This window comes from Sphingobacterium sp. BIGb0116 (assembly GCF_024808035.1).
Lineage (GTDB): Bacteria > Bacteroidota > Bacteroidia > Sphingobacteriales > Sphingobacteriaceae > Sphingobacterium > Sphingobacterium paramultivorum.
Window position 1 is genome coordinate 219,287 of sequence record NZ_JANUDT010000002.1, and the last position, 19,459, is coordinate 238,745.

The 19,459-nt window shown below is 39.3% G+C and carries 16 protein-coding genes; 7 read left to right on the forward strand and 9 right to left on the reverse strand.

Annotated elements, in window-relative coordinates; all coding sequences use genetic code 11:
* Positions 1 to 48 precede the first annotated feature (48 nt).
* Entirely contained in the window at positions 49 to 921 is an 873-nt protein-coding gene (locus tag M2419_RS07505) for a hypothetical protein (protein WP_153844679.1), read from the forward strand.
* A gap of 95 nt (positions 922 to 1,016) precedes the next feature.
* On the opposite strand, the gene M2419_RS07510 is transcribed toward M2419_RS07505, so the two are convergent.
* Positions 1,017 to 1,853: an MBL fold metallo-hydrolase gene (locus M2419_RS07510; protein ID WP_153844678.1), complete on the reverse strand. Its 837-nt coding sequence runs from the start codon at positions 1,851 to 1,853 to the stop codon at positions 1,017 to 1,019.
* A 473-nt stretch (positions 1,854 to 2,326) separates the two neighbouring features.
* Between M2419_RS07510 and pckA the strand changes: the two genes are divergently transcribed.
* Positions 2,327 to 3,946: a phosphoenolpyruvate carboxykinase (ATP) gene (gene pckA / locus M2419_RS07515; RefSeq protein WP_153844677.1), complete on the forward strand. Its 1,620-nt coding sequence runs from the start codon at positions 2,327 to 2,329 to the stop codon at positions 3,944 to 3,946.
* 82 nt (positions 3,947 to 4,028) lie between these two features.
* Here the strand turns inward: pckA and ppk2 are convergent, their stop codons facing one another.
* Positions 4,029 to 4,838, reverse strand: coding sequence for a polyphosphate kinase 2 (gene ppk2, locus M2419_RS07520; protein ID WP_153844676.1), 810 nt, complete (start codon positions 4,836 to 4,838; stop codon positions 4,029 to 4,031).
* Between the two features lie 555 nt (positions 4,839 to 5,393).
* Here ppk2 and M2419_RS07525 point away from each other — a divergent pair.
* Positions 5,394 to 5,564 carry a hypothetical protein gene (locus M2419_RS07525; RefSeq protein ID WP_259254702.1) on the forward strand — a complete coding sequence of 57 codons (171 nt, stop codon included), beginning with the start codon at positions 5,394 to 5,396 and terminating at the stop codon, positions 5,562 to 5,564.
* Positions 5,565 to 5,984: 420 nt separating this feature from the next.
* On the opposite strand, the gene smc is transcribed toward M2419_RS07525, so the two are convergent.
* Together smc and M2419_RS07535 are read right to left on the reverse strand one after the other, a co-directional pair.
* Complete coding sequence (gene smc, locus M2419_RS07530; protein WP_259254703.1) at positions 5,985 to 9,527, reverse strand: chromosome segregation protein SMC; 3,543 nt, start codon at positions 9,525 to 9,527, stop codon at positions 5,985 to 5,987.
* A 69-nt stretch (positions 9,528 to 9,596) separates the two neighbouring features.
* Positions 9,597 to 10,301: a DsbA family oxidoreductase gene (locus M2419_RS07535; protein WP_159726487.1), complete on the reverse strand. Its 705-nt coding sequence runs from the start codon at positions 10,299 to 10,301 to the stop codon at positions 9,597 to 9,599.
* Positions 10,302 to 10,411: 110 nt separating this feature from the next.
* On the opposite strand from M2419_RS07535, the gene M2419_RS07540 reads away from it, so the two are divergent.
* Positions 10,412 to 11,227 carry a patatin-like phospholipase family protein gene (locus M2419_RS07540; protein WP_259254704.1) on the forward strand — a complete coding sequence of 272 codons (816 nt, stop codon included), beginning with the start codon at positions 10,412 to 10,414 and terminating at the stop codon, positions 11,225 to 11,227.
* Between the two features lie 104 nt (positions 11,228 to 11,331).
* Here the strand turns inward: M2419_RS07540 and M2419_RS07545 are convergent, their stop codons facing one another.
* Positions 11,332 to 12,246, reverse strand: coding sequence for a glycerophosphodiester phosphodiesterase family protein (locus M2419_RS07545; RefSeq protein WP_259254705.1), 915 nt, complete (start codon positions 12,244 to 12,246; stop codon positions 11,332 to 11,334).
* Between the two features lie 378 nt (positions 12,247 to 12,624).
* Here M2419_RS07545 and topA point away from each other — a divergent pair, with 378 nt between their 5' ends.
* From topA to cmk, 3 genes are read left to right on the forward strand one after another with little or no spacing between them, the layout of a single operon-like run.
* Complete coding sequence (gene topA / locus M2419_RS07550) at positions 12,625 to 15,024, forward strand: type I DNA topoisomerase (protein ID WP_259254706.1); 2,400 nt, start codon at positions 12,625 to 12,627, stop codon at positions 15,022 to 15,024.
* 2 nt (positions 15,025 to 15,026) lie between these two features.
* Positions 15,027 to 15,440, forward strand: a complete 414-nt coding sequence (locus tag M2419_RS07555; protein ID WP_153844669.1) for a hypothetical protein — start codon at positions 15,027 to 15,029, stop codon at positions 15,438 to 15,440.
* On the forward strand, positions 15,440 to 16,135 hold the full coding sequence (gene cmk / locus M2419_RS07560; protein ID WP_259254707.1) for a (d)CMP kinase: 696 nt from the start codon (positions 15,440 to 15,442) through the stop codon (positions 16,133 to 16,135). Before M2419_RS07555 ends, cmk begins: the two co-directional genes overlap by 1 nt.
* 43 nt (positions 16,136 to 16,178) lie before the next feature.
* On the opposite strand, the gene M2419_RS07565 is transcribed toward cmk, so the two are convergent.
* From M2419_RS07565 to M2419_RS07580, 4 genes are all read right to left on the reverse strand, one after another.
* A complete protein-coding gene (locus M2419_RS07565; RefSeq protein WP_075992843.1) occupies positions 16,179 to 16,472 on the reverse strand; it encodes a hypothetical protein in 294 nt (97 codons plus the stop codon).
* Positions 16,473 to 16,635: 163 nt separating this feature from the next.
* Positions 16,636 to 17,835 carry a pyridoxal phosphate-dependent aminotransferase gene (locus M2419_RS07570; RefSeq protein ID WP_153844667.1) on the reverse strand — a complete coding sequence of 400 codons (1,200 nt, stop codon included), beginning with the start codon at positions 17,833 to 17,835 and terminating at the stop codon, positions 16,636 to 16,638.
* A 97-nt stretch (positions 17,836 to 17,932) separates the two neighbouring features.
* Positions 17,933 to 18,307 carry a DUF1573 domain-containing protein gene (locus tag M2419_RS07575; protein ID WP_075992841.1) on the reverse strand — a complete coding sequence of 125 codons (375 nt, stop codon included), beginning with the start codon at positions 18,305 to 18,307 and terminating at the stop codon, positions 17,933 to 17,935.
* Between the two features lie 98 nt (positions 18,308 to 18,405).
* Complete coding sequence (locus M2419_RS07580) at positions 18,406 to 19,371, reverse strand: SIS domain-containing protein (RefSeq protein ID WP_153844666.1); 966 nt, start codon at positions 19,369 to 19,371, stop codon at positions 18,406 to 18,408.
* Positions 19,372 to 19,459: the final 88 nt, after the last annotated feature.

The window sequence follows — 19,459 nt, forward strand, 5'->3', positions numbered from 1 at the left end:
TTATAAAATAGAATGCGGGTACTTTTGCCCAACGTTTTTAGCACCGATATGAGAAAAATATTTTTAACGATTGGAGCACTTGCATTAAGTGTTTCTGCCTTATTTGCCCAAGAAAATCCTGAGATAGGAAAAAGCATTTTCAAACCGAAAAATTTGAGAACAGAAAGTAACAAGGGCAAATTCTTCTTCTTTTGGGGGTACAACTTCTCTTCTTACGCGAAATCAGATATTCATTTTACGGGTCCTAATTATGACTTTATACTCCATGATGTAAAAGCGGGTGATAGGCCAACTAAATTTGGTTCGACGTATTTTGATCCAAGCCGATTAACTATTCCACAATTTAATCTGCACTTTGGTTATTATATCAAGGATAATTACTCAATTTCATTGGGATGGGACCATATGAAATATGTGGTCGATATTCCGCAGCAAATCAAAATTTCAGGTTATATTGGGGATGAAATCTCAAAACCCGGTATACCTACGGGAGATAAAGCAGGACAGTATGATGGTAAAGTTATTACTGTAGACTCTGCCATGCTGACATTTGAGCATACAGATGGTTATAACTTTGCCTCAGTAGGTCTGGAGCGTTATGATGACATCATCAATAATCGCAAAGGTCAACAGGTGCTGACAATGGAATCTGGTGTGGATGTAGGTCTATTGATTCCTCGTTCCGACGTGCATCTTTTTGGCGAAGGAGCCAACCACTTTTGGAACATTGCGGGTTATGGTGCTTCGGCAAAAGTTGGTTTGCACTACCGTTTTTATAAAGGACTCTATCTTCAGGGGAACTTCAAAACGGGCTGGACTGATTTAACAAACATTCGTACAACTGGAAGAAGAGGGGTAGATAAAGCATCCCAACAAATATGGTTTTTCGAAAATTACTGGGCTTTGGGCTTTAGATTCTAAACATATTCATGAAACAAAAAAGGCTACTTTCAAAGTAGCCCTTTTTTTTGTTTATCCTTTTTCATATCCTATTTGATCTCCTTTGATTAGACTTGCTAAATCTCGCCCAATTTGAAAATGTCCTTTACCCGGATACCTTTTTCAGTACGTTGAAGTGTACAGCATTCATGTATGGGATCGTGTTCGAAAAATAAGATGTATTCATTATCGACGATCTCATTCCAATAGCTGCTACGTTCCTCCATGGTCACGAGGGGTCTGACATCATAACCCATAACATAAGGAATGGGAATATGTCCCACCGAAGGTAATAGATCCGCCATATAGAGGATTGTTTTGCCTTTATACTGTATCTGTGGCAACATCATAGCTTCTGTATGGCCGTGTGCATAACGGATAGCGATATTGTTTCCAAAAGGATTCTGATGATCTTCAACAAATTTTAATTGTCCGCTCTCCTGTATCGGTAGAATGTTCTCTTTTAAGAAAGAAGCTTTTTCGCGCGGGTTAGGATCGGTAGCCCAAGACCAATGGTCACTATTGCTCCAAAAATGAGCATTTTTAAAAGCCGGAACCAGCTGTTCACCTTCACGGGCTATAGCCCCGCCACAATGGTCGAAGTGCAGGTGTGTAAGGATGACATCGGTGATATCGCTTCTGTCAAATCCAATATTTTTTAATGATTTATCCAGCGTTGCATCTCCGTGAAGATAATAATAGCTGAAGAATTTTTCATTTTGTTTGTCTCCCAGTCCTGTATCGACCAGCATTAATCGATTACTGTCCTCGATGAGGAGCAAGCGGTTTCCCCAGGTACACATATTGTTTGAGTCGGCCGGGTTTGTTTTGTTCCAGATACTCTTTGGGACAACGCCAAACATTGCACCGCCATCGAGTTTAAAAAATCCCGTTTCTATAGCATGTAATTTCATTCGCAGATTATGTGTCTTTTAATGGTTATATAGCATATCCAGTTTATTTTAAGCACAAGCAATTATTTGTCAGATGGCATGAAAGTCACCCCGTGCTCTTCCGTGTTCGTGCTACAATTGTAGCTATTTCATCTCTTTATCTTTACATATGTTAGTCCGTCCGCCTGGACATTGTTGCCGCTTTCAACGATCAATAGCTGGTGGACGTTACACTGTCTGTTTTTTTACCTTATTAATATTTGTAAAGGTTGGAACAATTTACGAAAAATATGTGATATTTTTTGATAGTGATAAATTGATGTGCTAAAAAAATATGCTAAAAAGTTTATTTTTTTTTATCTGTATAAGTTATTGTTAATGAGTGGTTTGTTTTTGTGTTTTTTGTACAATAAGCTTGATTTTTAGATAATTAAGTTTTGTTTTTAGCGAAAAATGCCTTTAAATTTGGGCACATTTTAAAACAAACAAAAAATATGAAAAAGGGTAACATTGGAAACGCGCCTGATTTGAAATATTTAAAAATTGATAGTACAAAAAATGTATTTTATCAATTACCTGTTTCTGAATTGGTCGAACATGCCTTAGCAAATCACGAAGGTCGACTTTCTGATACGGGAGCACTCGCTGCTGATACGGGAAAATTTACTGGAAGATCGCCAAAAGATCGGTTTCTGGTCGAAGATTCTTTAACAAAAGATAGCGTTTGGTGGGGAGAAATCAATCAACGGATGTCTCCGGCTAATTTTGAAACACTATTTTCTAAAGTAGCTGATCACTTAAGTGATAAAATCATCTATGTAAGAGATTGTGCCGCAGGGGCTGATCCAGCTTATCAAATAGATTTGCGTGTTGTTACGGAGACAGCTTATCAAAGTATATTTGCCAATAACCTGTTTCTGCGGCCGGAACCAAATTTGGATGCTCAGCCTGCTTGGTCGATTTTAGCTGCCCCGACGCTGCTTATCGAAGAGCCGCATCAATATGGCATTATCAACGAAAATTTTGTCGCGATTGATTTTACAAAAAAGATAGTACTGATTGCGGGGACCGGTTATACAGGGGAGATTAAAAAGAGCATTTTCTCAATATTGAACTTTATTTTGCCATTCCAGCATAATGTGCTTTCTATGCACTGTTCGGCGAATACTTCGAAAGAAGGGGAGACAGCTTTGTTTTTTGGACTTTCGGGTACAGGGAAGACGACCTTATCAGCTGATAGAAACAGAAAGTTGATCGGTGATGATGAGCATGGATGGAGCGAAAGGGGAATATTCAATTTCGAAGGCGGCTGCTATGCCAAATGTGTAGGTTTGTCGGAAGACAAAGAGCCTGAGATCTTCCACGCAATTCGTTTTGGGTCTCTGCTTGAAAATGTTGTTTTGGATGAATTTGATCGACCTGATTACAACGATATTAGCAAGACGGAAAATACCCGCGTATCCTATCCAATAGATTTCATGGAAAATGCCGAAATGAGCGGTATTGGTCGTGAACCTGAAAATATTTTTTTCCTGACGGCAGATGCTTTTGGTGTACTTCCTCCCATTTCATTGTTGACCATAGATCAGGCGGTATATCATTTCGTTAGTGGTTATACAGCAAAGGTTGCGGGTACAGAGGTAGGGGTAAAGGAGCCTACAGCAGCATTTTCAACCTGTTTTGGACAGGCATTTTTGCCGCTTCATCCTTCAAAATATGCGGCTTTGCTGCGTTCAAAACTAGAACAAAATCGCAACATCAAAGTTTGGTTAGTGAATACGGGCTGGATTGCTGGTCCTTACGGAATAGGCAGACGTATTAAGCTAAATTATACGCGATCGTTAATCCGAGCAGCAATGGATGGCTCACTGCTGGAGTCTCACTTCAACAAGCACAATATTTTTGGACTGGAGTATCCGACGAGCTGTGGGGAGCATGTTCCTGCGCAAATTTTAGATGCGCGAGGCTTATGGAACAATGACGAGGCTTATGACATGCAGGCAAAACGCTTGGCGAAGCTGTTTATTTCGAATTTTGAAAAATTCAATAATGAGATGCCACCCTCGGTGCATGCAGCAGGACCCAAAATAGAAACTTCGGTTCTTTTGTACTAATTCGTTCTGACATTATAAAAAACAGGAGGAAATACTTTTCCTCCTGTTTTTTATAATTGTACCCTACCTAATCGACAGACCTTTAATCGTGTTTTGTAACGAAAGAATCTATTTTTTCCTGTTCACTTCCAACAAGAGCATTGATAATCAGTTTGAAGGACGCCAGGCGAGCCTTTTTCTTGTTATCTTTCGTGATTTCTAGCCAAGGCGATTTTTTGGTGCTTGTCTTTTTAAATAAATCCTCAATATAGCCCGTATATACATCCCATTTCTCCTGCGCCTGCTGGTCTAGCACACCAATTTTCCATTGTTTTAGGATATCCTCTTTTCGCTCTTTTAACCTTTCGGCTTGCTCTTCTTTGCTGACGTTCAGGAATAATTTGATGAGGATGATGCCATCGTCGATTAACTGCTTCTCAAATTCAGGGACCTGGTTCATAAACAGCTCATGCTGCTCCTTGGAGCAAAATCCAAATACAGGTTCAACAACAGCTCTGTTATACCAGCTACGGTCAAAAATCACAATTTCCCCAGCATTAGGGAGCTGTTTGATATATCGTTGAAAATACCATTGTCCGGCTTCCTCTTCGGTTGGTTTGGGCAATGCAACAACGCGTACCTTTTTGGGATTTAGATATTGGGTTACACGGCCTATTGTACCACCTTTACCCGCAGCGTCTCTACCTTCAAAAATAATAAGGACCCGTTTTCCTTTTTCAATGATTTCATATTGAAGCTTTAAGAGTTTGACTTGGAGCTCGTAAAGTTCTTTCTCATAATCGTAAACATCATTGAATTTTTTTATTTCCAGAATGCCATGTTGTTCCAGATAATTTAAAACATCTTTGTTTTCGTGGATCTTCTGAAGTTCATTTAAATCGTATTCTGCCATATGATATTTATTTATATGTTCGTTTTCCTAAAGTTACTTATTGAATTGTTAAAAAATGTCAAATTTCATATAAATCCGCAAGAGCTGTGTAATAATAAGCTCATGGCTTACGTTTAATATTCAAAACAGCGAAAGAGGCTGTTTGCATAAATTAGACTTTTCATAAATTTAGGTTAATAATTGGTTAGGTTAGCTCGGAGTTCCCCACTTCGAGCTTTTTTGTGGACAGGATCGGAGGATGCCTAACACGAACACGAAAAATTACGGTTTTGGCTAGGCTCAAATAGAGTGTATCATTAATTTTTTCTAAATGTTAAAAAACGTTAAATACCTTTTATTGTTATAATGAATTCAAAAATGTAGCGTTTTCATTACAAATACTTTTCATAAAATAGGTTAATATATGGCTAACGAAAGCTCAGAGTTCCCCACTCTGGGCTTTTTATTTTTCAGCTTCCTTTTTTGACTTGCAGACTCTTTTTTTGACTTGAGTCAATGTTTAGCTTTTTGATCCGCGGCATATTTGCACTCTAAATATATTTAAACAAAAAATTTATGAGTGTAATTTTAGAAAAAGGACAAACAATTGGCTTCTACAAAGCCATAATTCCCATTATTGTATCGGTATTTGGAGTCTATTTGACTATTGGAATTGCTTTGGGGCTATTATTGTCAATAATGAGCTGGCATGCCACGGTAAAACTACCAGCGGTAGCCATTGATTAAGATCATATCCGTAAACCATTTTATAAGGTAATATGGGCGATTTTTGGACAAGGGTTGAGCCTGGCGTTTTCTTCCATGGCATTTGGCTGTATTGCGTCCATCATTGTCTTGTTCTTCAAGGGAATGAATTGGAGGGAGTCTTCACTGGCGTTTATGGTCTCTGCGACTGGAAGGACCACTGGCGGGAATGATCGCGGGCTCGTTTGGTTATCAGTCGGTCTATTTATTTGAGGGAATCGGCTGTCTGCTGTCCATCCTTATATTGATCTGCAACAGGAAATAAGCTTAGGGCAATTCACAGCATGTTGCAGCAAAGAATCTCATTAAAGGCGAGAGGAATTAAATTGATCTGTATAAATAAGACGGACCGGGTGTACATCCCCTGAGTCCGTCTTGTTTATTATATATTTTTGCTGCACACTAGGCAACTTCTCTTAGATCTACTGCAACTACACGGGATACACCTTGTTCAACCATGGTTACTCCATAGATGATGTCCGTACTCGCTATCGTTTTTTTATTGTGTGAGACCACGATAAATTGTGAATTCTTGGAAAAATCCCGGATAATATTATTGAATTTATCAATATTAGTATCATCCAACGGAGCGTCCACCTCATCGAATATACAAAAAGGTGCCGGTTTAGAAAGATAGAGTGAGAACAACAAGGCTGTTGAAGTCAAGGTCTTTTCACCACCCGAAAGCTGATTGATAGACAGCGGTCTTTTCCCTTTTGGCCTTGCAATAATGTCGATGTCTGAATCCAGCGGATTGCTCGGATCTGTGAGCACCAGGTCGCAGCTGTCTTCTTCGTTAAATAGCGAACGGAATACCTTGACGAAGTTATTCCTTACGGCATCGAATGTAAACATGAATTGAACTTGAGCGGTATCGTCAATTTCTTTTATTGTTGCCATCAATGAGCCTTTTGCTTCGATTAAATCAGCTTTCTCTTTGTTAATGAAATCATAGCGTTCGTTCATCTCGTCGAAAGCCTCTTTTGCCATCAGATTGATCGTTCCAAATTCATCAAGCTGTTTCTTGAGTTTGCTGCATTTCGTAGCCAATGTAACTTGATCTTCTGTGATCTCAGGCACATCTTCACGGTCAATCAGGTCTTTCAGTTCAATGTTGAATTCAACAGAAAGACGTTCTTTCAAGGAATTGAGGTCGATCTGAAGGCCCGTTTTTTTGTCTTTGATCTCTGAAACAAGAAAGTCACTCTGTTCTTTTGAACGACGTTGCTGTGTCAGGGAATCTTCGAGGTTATTGATCTTCTGCTTATCTGCATAGTAGCCGTCTTCCAATTCTTTGAGACCATCTTCCAGGGCAATCTTCTGCTCATACATGGCAATAAGATCCTGATCTTCTTCATCTTCAAATGGAATGGTTGTTCTTAAAGCTTCTAGCACTTCAACTAATTCTGCACTGTTTCGCTCCACACGGATTTCGTGGTCATCTTTCTGCGTCTCTCTAAATTCGAGATCTTTTGTGATATTGGAAACTTTGTTTAACTGTTGATGGTAAGTGATATTCTCTTGATTGTATGCAGTCGATTTTTCGTTAAGTACTTCAGATATTTCATGGAACTGATCTTGTAAAGTCGATAGTTCGGCGATACTCTGTTCTTTTTCCAGGCGCAACTCCTGAAGCTGTGGCTCCGCAATTTTTAAATCCGATTCTATACCTTCAATTTTCTCCTGAATATCTTTTTTACGGGCCTGGGAGTTATTAATGAAGGCTTGATATTGCTCTTGCTTTGTTTTGACGGTAATTAATTCATTATTCAGTCTATTGAGCTGAAAGCGCAGCTCATCGATTAACTCTTTCTGTGAATTGCCACGCAGTGCATCCAGGCGAGCTGTTTCGGCCGTTATTTTATCTTCAAGTTTTGCTATTTCCTGATTTAAGGTTTTGATCTCTTGGGATAGCACTTCGAGGTTTTTCGCTCTTCCGATACGTTTTCCCTCAAATAATCCCACAGAACCACCAGAAAGGCCCAAATGATGTTTCGAATAACGTCCATTTTTTTGTAGAATCACCTGTCCCAGAGCAGGGAGCTTTTCATCCAGCTCCTTTTCATTTTCATGTTTAAGGATGAAGACCTGCTGGAGCAGCATCGTACATAAAGCCCTGTACTTTTCGTCTACGGTAATCACATCCAATGCAGACATCAAATTGTCATTTGGTGCAGGGGCAACGCTTGGGGAATCCGCTATGGCATCTAAAACAAAGAAATTAGCTCTTCCTTTTGCGGCATCGCTCAATAGCTGAATCGCCTGAACAGCATCTTGTTGTGTTTCGACAACATAATGGTTCATAATAGGCTCTAGGTAGTTCTCAATAGCCACACGGTAATCTTCCTGACAGAAAAGGACATCTGATAGGAGCGGAGGCTGCTTTTTCCATCCTGCATTTTTCTTGAGGAATCGAATGGAATCAGGGAAACCTTCTAAATTATCAACAAGGGATTTTGTGAGGTTGTATTCGTTTTGTTTGGCATCTACAAGACGGAGATCTTTGGCCAGCTGGGCCTTAAATTCCTCTAGGTTTGCCTGGCACTGATTAATCTGTCCTTGGAGCTCTTCTTCCTGCTGGTTTGCTGAATCGTACTGTAGCTGCTGTGCTTCCACACGGCCCTCCAATTCCATAACAGAGGAATTGAACTGCCGCAATTCGGCTTCTTTTGCTTCTGTATCTACACTATTGCGAACAGATTCTTGCAGAAGAGCTTCTTTCTGAATTGTGAATACTGCAAGATCTTTTTCTAATTTGTAGATTTTGGCCTGTAATTCAGCATTACTCTTATTAAAAATATCAAGTTTTCCCTTTGCAGACTGTTGCTGTCCTCTCAGTTCGTCGACTTCGGATTTATCCGATTCAAGATTCGTTTTTAACGAATCGAGTTTATTTTGCTCATCAAACAATTCTTCATTCAGTCGTTTGATGGTGTAGAGTACGTGATTAAGCTGTTGTTTATCGCTGTTGATATCGAGGTTCAGCCGGTTTTCCTTATCTTGAAGATTTTTAACTTTTTCGTTTTTGATCTTCTTTTCCGATTCATAACCTCGGATTTTATTGACAAATTCCTGTGTTGTTTTTTGCTGTACCGAAAGGTTTTTTTCCTGTTCCAAATTTGTCTGGCGGAGTGTTTGGAGTTCAGTTTCCGCGTTCAGGATATTTTGCTGTGCATTGATGGCATCTTTTTGAACCTTGGATTCTTGTGTCTGAAGTCTTTCTAATTCGGTCGAAAAATCAGCAATTCTATAATAAGCCAAATCTATACTGCTTTGGCGGTATTCTGCTTTAAGTGAGGTATATTTTTCAGCTTTTTTAGCTTGATTTTCTAATGATTTGAGATTCTTTGTGATTTCATAAAGCAAATCATCCACACGGCTAAGATCGGCCTCAGTATCTCTCAGCTTTGCTAAAGTTTGTTTTTTACGAACTTTATACTTAGAGATTCCGGATGCTTCTTCGAAGAGGTTGCGACGTGAATTATCTTTGTTGTTGATAATTTCATCAATCATTTTCAATTCGATAATCGAATAACTGTCGGCACCAACCCCGGTATCCAGGAACAGATCCGTGATATCTTTTAAACGACATTTGACATCATTCAATCGATATTCACTATCGCCGTTGCGAAACAGCTTACGAGTGACGGTCACTGTCGAGAATTCCGTTGGCAGAATATTATTGTTGTTGTTGAAGGTCAGCGAAACTTCTGCAAGGTTTGCCGGCTTTCTATTTTTCGTTCCATTGAAGATAATATTTTCCATTTTATCGGAGCGAAGCATCTTTGTGCTTTGTTCTCCCAGTACCCAGCGTATGGCGTCGACCACATTGGACTTCCCGCATCCATTGGGACCGACAATCGCTGTGACACCATCATTGAAGTTGATCGTGATCTTGTCTCCGAAACTCTTAAATCCTTTAATTTCTAGTTTGGTTAACTGCATTTATACCAAATTTGTTTGTCGTTATAAGCTTGCGAAAATAGTAAAATTAAACAATAATTTTTTCTTTCTTTATTCACATTTTCCTGTTTCAGGATCACATGAAGGGCCTTCTTCGCCTCTGCGTTCAAGAGGTGCAGGCTGACTGGCCAGGCATTCATTTATTGTATTGTGAAAGACTTCCATGGGCTGTGCTCCGGGGATAGCGTATTTTCTGTCAAATACAAAGAAAGGAACACCTCGGAGTCCTAAGCTGACACCTTCTTGGATATCCTGTGCAACATCATAAGCAAATTCATCTGATTCCAATAAGTTTTTTACCTCCTGAGCGGAAAGATGCTCTTCTGTTGCGATAGCGATGAGAACCTCGTTGTTATTTACATCGAGACCATCGGTGAAATGAGCCTTAAATAAGGCTTTTTTGAGCTGAGTGCCTTTTTGCTGTGCCTGGGCGAAATGGATCAGACGATGAGCTTTTTTTGTATTTACAACGATTGCTTTTTCAAAATTCAGGTCAATACCCAGCTCTTTTCCCTGCGCACTGAGTTGTGAAGTCATCGCAACCACATCGTCCATGCTCATGCCCTTCGTTTGAACGAGGTAGTCGTAGGTTGGCATTGCCGGAGCATCTTCGGGATAGTCGGGGTTAAGCTGATACGATTTCCAGATGATTTCAGCGGCTGGCTTACTTGCGGTTTGCTGGAGCGCCAATTCAAGCTTTGTCAAGCCAATATAACAAAATGGACAAATGATGTCCGACCAAATTTCTATTTTCATATTTCTTTTTTTACTGCGTATATTGTAATCAAAAATACATATAATAACGATGATTATCTGTTTACATTGTTGCTTGGATGTAAACAAGTGTTTCATGTACTTGTATACTTATGTTGGAGAAAGCTTTTTTGAATCGTAAAGTTACCCTTGTCCTGGGTGGAGGTGGTGCAAGAGGTCTTGTGCATATTGGTATTATTCGACGGCTTGAAGAGCTGGGCTTCGAAATCGATGAGGTGGTAGGTTGTTCAATAGGAGCACTTGTTGGTGGTATTTATGCGCAAGGGAAGATGGATGTTCTCGAAGATTGGATGCAGAGCCTGACGAAGAAATCGGTCTTTAATATGATGGATTTTAGCTGGAAGGGGCTAGGAATGATGAAGGGAATCAAGGTGTTTAACGCCTTGAAATCTGTGATCCCTGATGCTAATATAGAGACTTTTCCAATTTTGTTTAAAGCCATTGCGACAGACCTAAACTACGAAAAGGAGGTTGTGCTGGATTTTGGGAGTATGTATGATGCCATTCGTGCTTCGATTGCTATTCCAGCTGTATTTACAGCGGTGGAAGAGGAGAACCATGTGTACGTTGACGGTGGTGTGCTGAATCCATTGCCCATAAATCATGTAACCAAGAAAGAGAATTTAATCATTGCTGTTAATTTGGAATCTAAACCGGATAAACAATATTCTGTTATCAAAAAACTGGACCCGAAGACTTCGAATTCCTTGGATATTCTACAAGCCTCATACTATGTGATGCGCAGGAAAATGAGCCGTATGATTGTTGATTTATACCATCCCGATGTGGTGGTGGATATTCCCTATAATATATGTAACCTTTGGGATTACCACCGCTCTGAATTTTTGGTTCAAAAGGGACGTGAATATATTGACAAAGCATTAAAAAACAAAACCAAAACAAAGTAGTTTAGGGCGATTAACGAACTGCTTTGCTTTGGCTTGGTTTCTCCTGACATTAAGATGCACTGGAATTTATTTTTTTATTCTTAACGAAACAAGAAAGGTGTTTGTTAAAACAAATTGGGGTAATCGCTAATAATTCCGTCAACCTTTACAGCCTTCAGCTGTTCTATCTCGTCTTTTGTGTTGACTGTCCATGGAATAACCTTGATATCCGCTTTATGGCACTGTGTAATAAAATCGCGTGTAGCTATTTTATAGTGCGTACTTATAATAAAAGGTGTAAAGCCCAAAGCTGCAATTGTTTGCTCAACACTCTTGGTGTAATTTGCATCAATAAGATAAGAAACTTTGATTTGAGGATATGCTTTGTGCAGATATTTAATAGCCCTGCTGTCAAATGATTGGATGACGGTTCGTGAAGCAATTTTCTTATCGGTGATCACCTGCACCATAAGGTCCACAAACTCTTCTACCTTTGGATGGAAAATACCATCTTTATCTTCCTTACTCTTCACTTCGATATTGTAAAACATCGGTGCTTTCCTTTTTAGACTTGCGTAGGCTTCAGTACTATCAATAAGGTCTGATAGCTTTGCTATACGTGTAACCTGTTTTTTCTGTTCTGGAAACTCTTTATAAAATTTCGATCCGATATCGTATTTAATCAGATCTTTATAAAGCATATCATAAATTCTCAGCGATTTGTCCTTGTCAGAAATTTCGGAGCCATTGGGTTTCAAGACAAATTTTGGGTTAAGATAATCGTCGTGAAAGACAACAACCTTACGGTCTTTGGTAATGTGGCAATCCATTTCCAGTGTGGTCACCTTTGCAAGATCTATTGCATTTTTCATAGCAGCGATAGACTCTTCAGGATATAGGCCGCGGCCGCCGCGATGTGCTTCCAGACTAAGTTTAGGGAAATTGCCTGAATTTGTTTTTGCTGAATCTTTCATAACTGAACAAGATACAAATGGTAATAACGTGCCCCAAAAGGCAATTCTGAGAAGACTTCTTTTCATTATTGAAATATTTAAACAAAATAGGGGAGTTGCTATATATTGCCCTTTTGAATAAGCGAATATACATATATATTTTACTTATACGTATTTTAACTGTTTCGAATATTTGATTTAGCAACTTTATGAAGGTGGATTCGAAACCGAATAAAGTTAAATGAATTTATTTTTGTCTGAAATAGATTGAAACAAGGTAGTTGGATCGGTGAATCTCCTTGATCTGACAGCGTTTCTGTGTCGACCTCAACTCCGTTACGCGGTCCTTTGTCCTTGGATAAATTTCTTAATTGTCGACATGAAATCTATTTTTTTTGTCTTTTTTGCAAGAAATTATTGTCATTCCTTTCAGAATTCCCTTTATTTGCACAAATCTCAAATTAGATGGCGAAAAATTTATTGATAGTTGAGTCTCCAGCGAAAGCGAAAACGATAGAAGGGTATTTAGGAAAGGATTTTTTGGTCAAGTCAAGTTATGGACATATTCGCGACTTGGTGAAAACCGATGATGCAATTGATACCGAAAAGAATTTTGAACAAAAGTATGAAGTTCCCTCCGACAAAAAGGCGGTTGTAAGTGAACTGAGGAAATTGGCTAAAGCTGCAGAAACCGTTTGGTTAGCGTCCGATGAGGACCGCGAAGGAGAGGCTATTTCATGGCACTTATTTGAGACTTTGGGATTAAAAGATGAAAATACAAAAAGGATTGTGTTTCATGAGATTACGAAGCCAGCTATCCTGAAGGCTATTGACAATCCGCGTAAAATAGATTATAACCTAGTAAATGCACAACAAGCGCGAAGGGTTCTAGATCGATTAGTCGGTTTTGAATTATCTCCGGTTCTATGGAAAAAGGTGAAGCCTTCTTTATCTGCTGGGCGGGTGCAGTCTGTTGCGGTTCGTCTGATTGTAGATCGTGAGCGTGAAATCAATAAATTTGAACCCGAAGCGGCTTTTAAGATCGTTGCTTTTTTTCATACGGGAAAAGTTAAAGATAGTTTTAAAGCCGAGCTTCCGCAGCGTTTTGCAACAGAAGCAGAGGCGACCAAATTTTTGGAAGATTGTAAAGCAGCGCTGTTTTCTGTAAAAAATCTAGAAACAAAACCTGCAAAGCGTTCACCATCGGCGCCATTTACAACATCAACATTACAGCAGGAAGCAAGTAGAAAACTTGGATTTTCGGTTGCCCGCACCATGCAGGTGGCTCAAAGGCTGTATGAATCAGGACGAATTACCTATATGCGTACCGATTCTGTTAATTTGAGTGATACGGCGATTGAGGCTGCTGAAAAGGAAATCAAATCGGCTTATGGTAACCAGTACCATAAACTCAGAAAATATAAAACAAAAACATCGGGTGCACAAGAGGCACACGAAGCTATTCGTCCTACCTATTTCTCAGAGCACACCATTGATGGTGATGCATCCGAAAAAAGATTATATGAGCTTATTTGGAAAAGAGCAATTGCTTCCCAAATGAGTGAGGCGGAGTTTGAACGTACATTGGCAAAGATCGACATCTCAACCCGTACTGAAGATTTGAATGCTTCAGGAGAGGTTATGAAATTTGATGGATTCTTGAAAGTTTACATGGAATCCTTGGACGACGAGCAAGACAGCGCGACGGACGAAGATAGTGACAATGCTATTCTTCCACCATTAGCCGTTGGTATGCCATTGACTTTGAAAAACATGTCGGCAACAGAGCGTTTTACACGACCTCCAGCACGTTATACGGAAGCTGCTTTGGTGAAAAAATTGGAGGAATTGGGAATCGGCCGTCCTTCAACCTACGCACCTACGATTTCAACGATTCAAAACCGCGGTTATGTTATAAAGGAAGAACGTGAAGGTAAATCGCGTGATTACCGTGTACTAACATTAAAGGATGCTGAATTAACAGCGATAACAAAAACTGAAATAACCGGTGCCGAAAAAGGAAAAATGTTTCCAACGGATATCGGTGTTGTGGTGAATGATTTTTTGGTTGAACACTTCAACGGTATTGTGGATTTTCATTTTACGGCCAACGTAGAAAAAGAATTTGACGATATTGCGCATGGACTGACCGAATGGACAAAAATGTTGCATGATTTCTATGGACCTTTTCATTCTGAGGTAGAAGATACTTTAGTAAATGCAGATCGTGCGAATAATGAGCGTGAGCTCGGTATCGATCCAGTGTCCGGTAAACCCGTTTCGGTTCGCATTGGTAAGTTCGGCCCACTGGTACAGATTGGTTCTCCTGACGATGAAGAAAAACCTCGTTTTGCTTCCTTGCGGAAGGGACAGATGATCGAAACCATTACTTTTGAGGATGCCATGGAATTATTCAAATTACCGAAAAAAGTCGGTTTATTTGAAGACAAGGAAATGACTGTCGCGGTGGGACGATTTGGACCTTATATACGTCACAATTCAGCGTTTTACTCGTTGCCTAAAGGCGTTGATCCTTTGGACGTAACAGAAGAAGAGGCGATACAGATTATCAAAGACAAACGTCAGAAAGATATCGAGAAAGTTATTCGGGTTTTTGAGGAAAATCTGGATGCTCAAATTGAGCAGGGACGCTGGGGACCATTTATTCGTTTTGGCAAGCAAAATCTGAAAATACCTAAAGGAACCGAGATTGAAAAAATCACGTATGCGGATGTGCTGAAATGGGCTGAGGCAGATGCTCCAAAAGGAAAAGCGACTAAAGCAAAAACAACAGAAAAGAAAACTGTAGCAAAAAAGGCTCCAGCAAAGAAGGCTCCAGCTAAAAAAACTACAAAGTCTAAATAAGGATGAAAGCAGATTTTCCTGAAAATATTGTCAAAGACATTATGATCGCCGTTGTTTTGGAAGGTGAGACGGTGGAGACAAAAAATTGGACTGTCTATGTTATCAACGACAAGAACATTGCCATTCAGAATGTGCTGATCAGCTCAAAAGGTTATGGCGAAAAGGATGGCCGACAAGTAACAACAACGACTTTGCGTCATTTTATTGGAAATATAGAAGCGAAATCTTTCGATCGTGTTGAAGCGATCGATGAACAGGTATTCGGGCTGACAAATGAATATTGGTTGAGTTTTTATATTGATAATATTATTTACGATAAAAAATATATCTTTTTACCCGAAAGCATTGTGGATGGTAACCTCACTAAGGTTCCTTTGGTCAATCGTCCAGGTGTAATCATAGGAGGAAACGAATAATGAGTGGACGTCACAATTTTATTATCGCCATAGATGGTTTTTCCTCCTGCGGTAAGAGTACCCTGGCAAAGGCTTTGGCAAAAAAACTGAAGTTCGCCTTTATTGACAGTGGAGCCATGTATAGGGCTGTCACACTCTATTTTATCCGGTATGAAATAGCGCTGGATGATAAAGAAGCGATAGAAAATGCACTGGACGATATCCATATTGATTTTATCCCAAACGCAATAAAGACGGAGATCCATCTAAACGATGAGGATATCTCTGAAGAGATCCGTCAGATGTATATTTCTGATAAAGTCAGCGATGTGAGTGCGATCAAAGCTGTTCGGGTTGCTATGGTTGCCCAGCAGCAAAAATTGGGTAGCAGGCGAAATATTATTATGGATGGCCGTGATATTGGTACTACCGTTTTTCCAGATGCTGATCTGAAGATTTTTATGACCGCAGATCCTAAAGTACGTGCTGCGAGGCGTTATCTAGAGTTAACGGAAAAAGGAGAGGACGTGACTTTAGAAGAAGTTGTGGAGAATCTTTCTACACGTGACCGTATCGACAGTACGCGTGCGGAAAGTCCATTACGACAAGCCGAAGATGCGATTGTTTTGGACAATTCAAATCTGACACCAGAACAACAGCTTCATTTTGTTGAAGAAGAATATTTAAAAGCTAAGGCTGCAAAAGCCCAGTCATAAAACAAAAAATAGGCCGATTATTTAATCGGCCTATTTTTTTTAGCTATTTTACGCTATTGATCTGTTGTTGTTCCAATAGTTTTCCAACATTGTTTTTCTCCCCAAATTCTGCTGTCTGCTCTTGAAAAGATTCCAGAAGAGCTTTGATAGCATCTGAATTATCTGCTGTGCGCTGATAGATATCGGGAATTGTTTTTTCAATATTCTTATCGCCGAGTTCAATGTTATCAACTTCGATTTTGCCTATTTTTTCCAAAACAGCTTGTTGGCTATTTCTGACATCTTCTAATTCTCTTGCTATTTTTTCCATTAATTGGAATTTCTTCAATTTATCCATATGAAATCGCTTTGGTTACTATAATAAGAACAAGATGCTTCAAAAGTTTGTTTTGTTTTTTTTAAAATAGCAAATAGAAGAAGGGTTTATGAGGAGGAGCTATGAAAAAAGAAAAAGACGGAACATACATGTCCCGCCTTTCATAAGTGCTGTTATTTTGTTATTAATTTGTACGTCCCGGATACACTTGAAGAGCTTTCTCTAGGCAAACCAATGCTTTATTGAGATCATCTTGATTAAGCACATAGGCAAGGCGTACTTCATTTATACCGGCACCCTCCGTACTGTAAAAACCGGTAGCGGGAGCCATCATTACCGTTTCGTTATTGTAAGAGAAATCTTCCAACATCCATTGACAGAATTTATCAGCATTGTCAATCGGTAGTTTGGCAACGACGTAAAATGCACCACCTGGGTTAGGAGAGTAAACTCCTTCAATGGCGTTAAGTCCTTTCACGAGGGTATCTCTTCTTGCTGTGTATTCTTTGGATACTGCTTCAAAGTAACTGTCTGGTGTATCAACAGCAGCCTCACCCGCAATTTGACCTTCCAACGAAGGGCTTAAGCGAGCTTGCGCAAATTTCAGTGCAGTCTGATATAGCACTTTATTTTTGGTAATGATACATCCAATACGCGCACCACAAGCAGAGTAACGTTTTGATACTGTATCAAAAATAACCACATTATTTTCGAGACCTTCTAAATGCATTGGTGAGATAAACTCTCTACCATCGTAACAAAATTCACGATAGGCCTCATCTGAGAAAAGGTAAAGATCATATTTTAGACAAAGTTCACGAAGAGCTTCGAGTTCTTCTCTGGAATAAAGGTACCCCGTCGGGTTATTTGGATTACAGATGCAGATCGCTCTGGTTTTCGGGGTAATTACTTTTTCAAATTCAGCGATAGAAGGTAATGCAAATCCGCTTTCAATATAGGATATGATTGGTTTGATTACAACATCAGAGGAACAGGCAAAACCATTGTAATTTGCATAAAATGGCTCCGGAATGATAATCTCTTCTCCTTCATTTAAACAGGCTTGCATAGCGATCATAATCGCTTCCGAGCCGCCATTAGTTACTAATATATCAGTTGGCTCAATATTATAATTTAGCTTATTATAATATTCTGCTAACTTGTTCCGATAAGAGGCTGTACCTTCAGAAGCTGTGTAAGCCCACACTTTGAACTGTATATTTTTCAAAGCATTAAGCATCACTTCAGGTGTTTGGATATCAGGTTGTCCGATATTGAGGTGGTATATCTTTTTACCTTCTTTTTTTGCTTGATCAGCATATGGCGTCAACTTTCTAATAGGCGACGCAGGCATATTTAGCCCTTTTTCTGATATTACTGGCATTATAGTTTTTTTAAAATTAGTAGTGCAAAGCTAACCAAAATAAAACGAAAAAAGCCACATGATTGAGTGGCTTTTTTCGTTTTATTTACAAGAATTGTTATTCTACAATACCCTTAATATATAGCGTTTTTACAGGAGTCTTGGTGTTCGACTGTACCGTGAAACTCTTTGTGAATGGAGCTTTTGCCGCTGCATTGTAAGTCACTTTGATCGTTCCGCTTTCGCCTGGTTTAATTGGCGTTTTCGTAAATTCTGCTACAGAACATCCGCAGGTAGGCACAACATTTGAAATGATAATTGGCTCACTGCCTGTATTTGAAAACTTGAAATTATACGAAACGGGCGTACCGGCCGGAATTTTGCCAAAATCATGGGTTTCTTTTTCAAATTTAAATTCCCCTTGTCCTGTCTGCATCGAAGAAAAACCAATAAAGGAAATGATCACTGCTAAGATTGTTATATACTTTTTCATGCTTCTAAAATATTACTTTACGATTAAAATAGTACAACTGATATGCCAAATTTAATATTTATTGCCAATTTATTGTACATCTAACAACTTTATTACAGTTATATTATACCTTCTTTCAGTAAGTCCTGTATGTGGATAACACCAGCATAATTCCCTTTGTCGGAAACCAATAATTGTGTGATGTTATTTTCTCGCATAATATGGAGAGCATTGGCTGCCAATTCATTTTTGTCAATGATTTTTGGTGATTTCCCCATGATATCGGCGGCAGTAATTGTCGCTAAATCGGTGTGTTTCTCCAGCATACGACGGATATCACCGTCTGTGATGATGCCGAGTATGTGGTCAGCATCCAACACGGCTACAGCTCCCAGTCTAAACTGTGTTATGGTGATGATGATATCACTTACAGTGGCTTGCGGTTGGACACTGGGTTTGCCGTTCTGATCGGATAGATCGCCGACTCTTAAGTACAGTTTTTTGCCTAATGCTCCTCCTGGATGGTATTTTGCAAAATCTTTGTCTGTGAAATCGCGGCACTCTTGTAAAACGACAGCAAGCGCATCACCCATTGCTAACTGAGCAGTTGTACTTGAAGTTGGTGCAAGGTTGTTAGGACAAGCTTCTTTCTCAACGGTAGTATTTAAGATATAGTCTGCATTTTTAGCGAGGTAGGATTCGGTATTTCCAACCAAAGCAACCAATACATTCTTTGTCTGTTTTAAAAAGGGAACAAGCACTTTAATCTCAGGTGTATTACCACTTTTAGAGATCGCAATAATTAAATCATTTTGTTGGATAATACCAAGATCTCCGTGGATAGCATCAGCTGCATGCATAAAGATCGATGGTGTACCTGTCGAATTTAGTGTTGCAACTATCTTTTGGGCGATAATAGCACTTTTGCCGATTCCAGTTACAATAACTCGGCCTTGCAAATTTAGAATACGATCGACAACGGTAACAAAATCATCATCAATATATTGAGCCAAAGCAGCTACTGCCTTGGCTTCTTCTTGAATAGCTTGAATAGCTATATTTTTTATTTCGTAGTTGTTTTTCACAAAAAATACTCTTACTTTTATGTATTAGAATAGATTGCAAAAATAGATTATTTTTCAAGATTATTTCTTCATTTATCTATCTTATTTT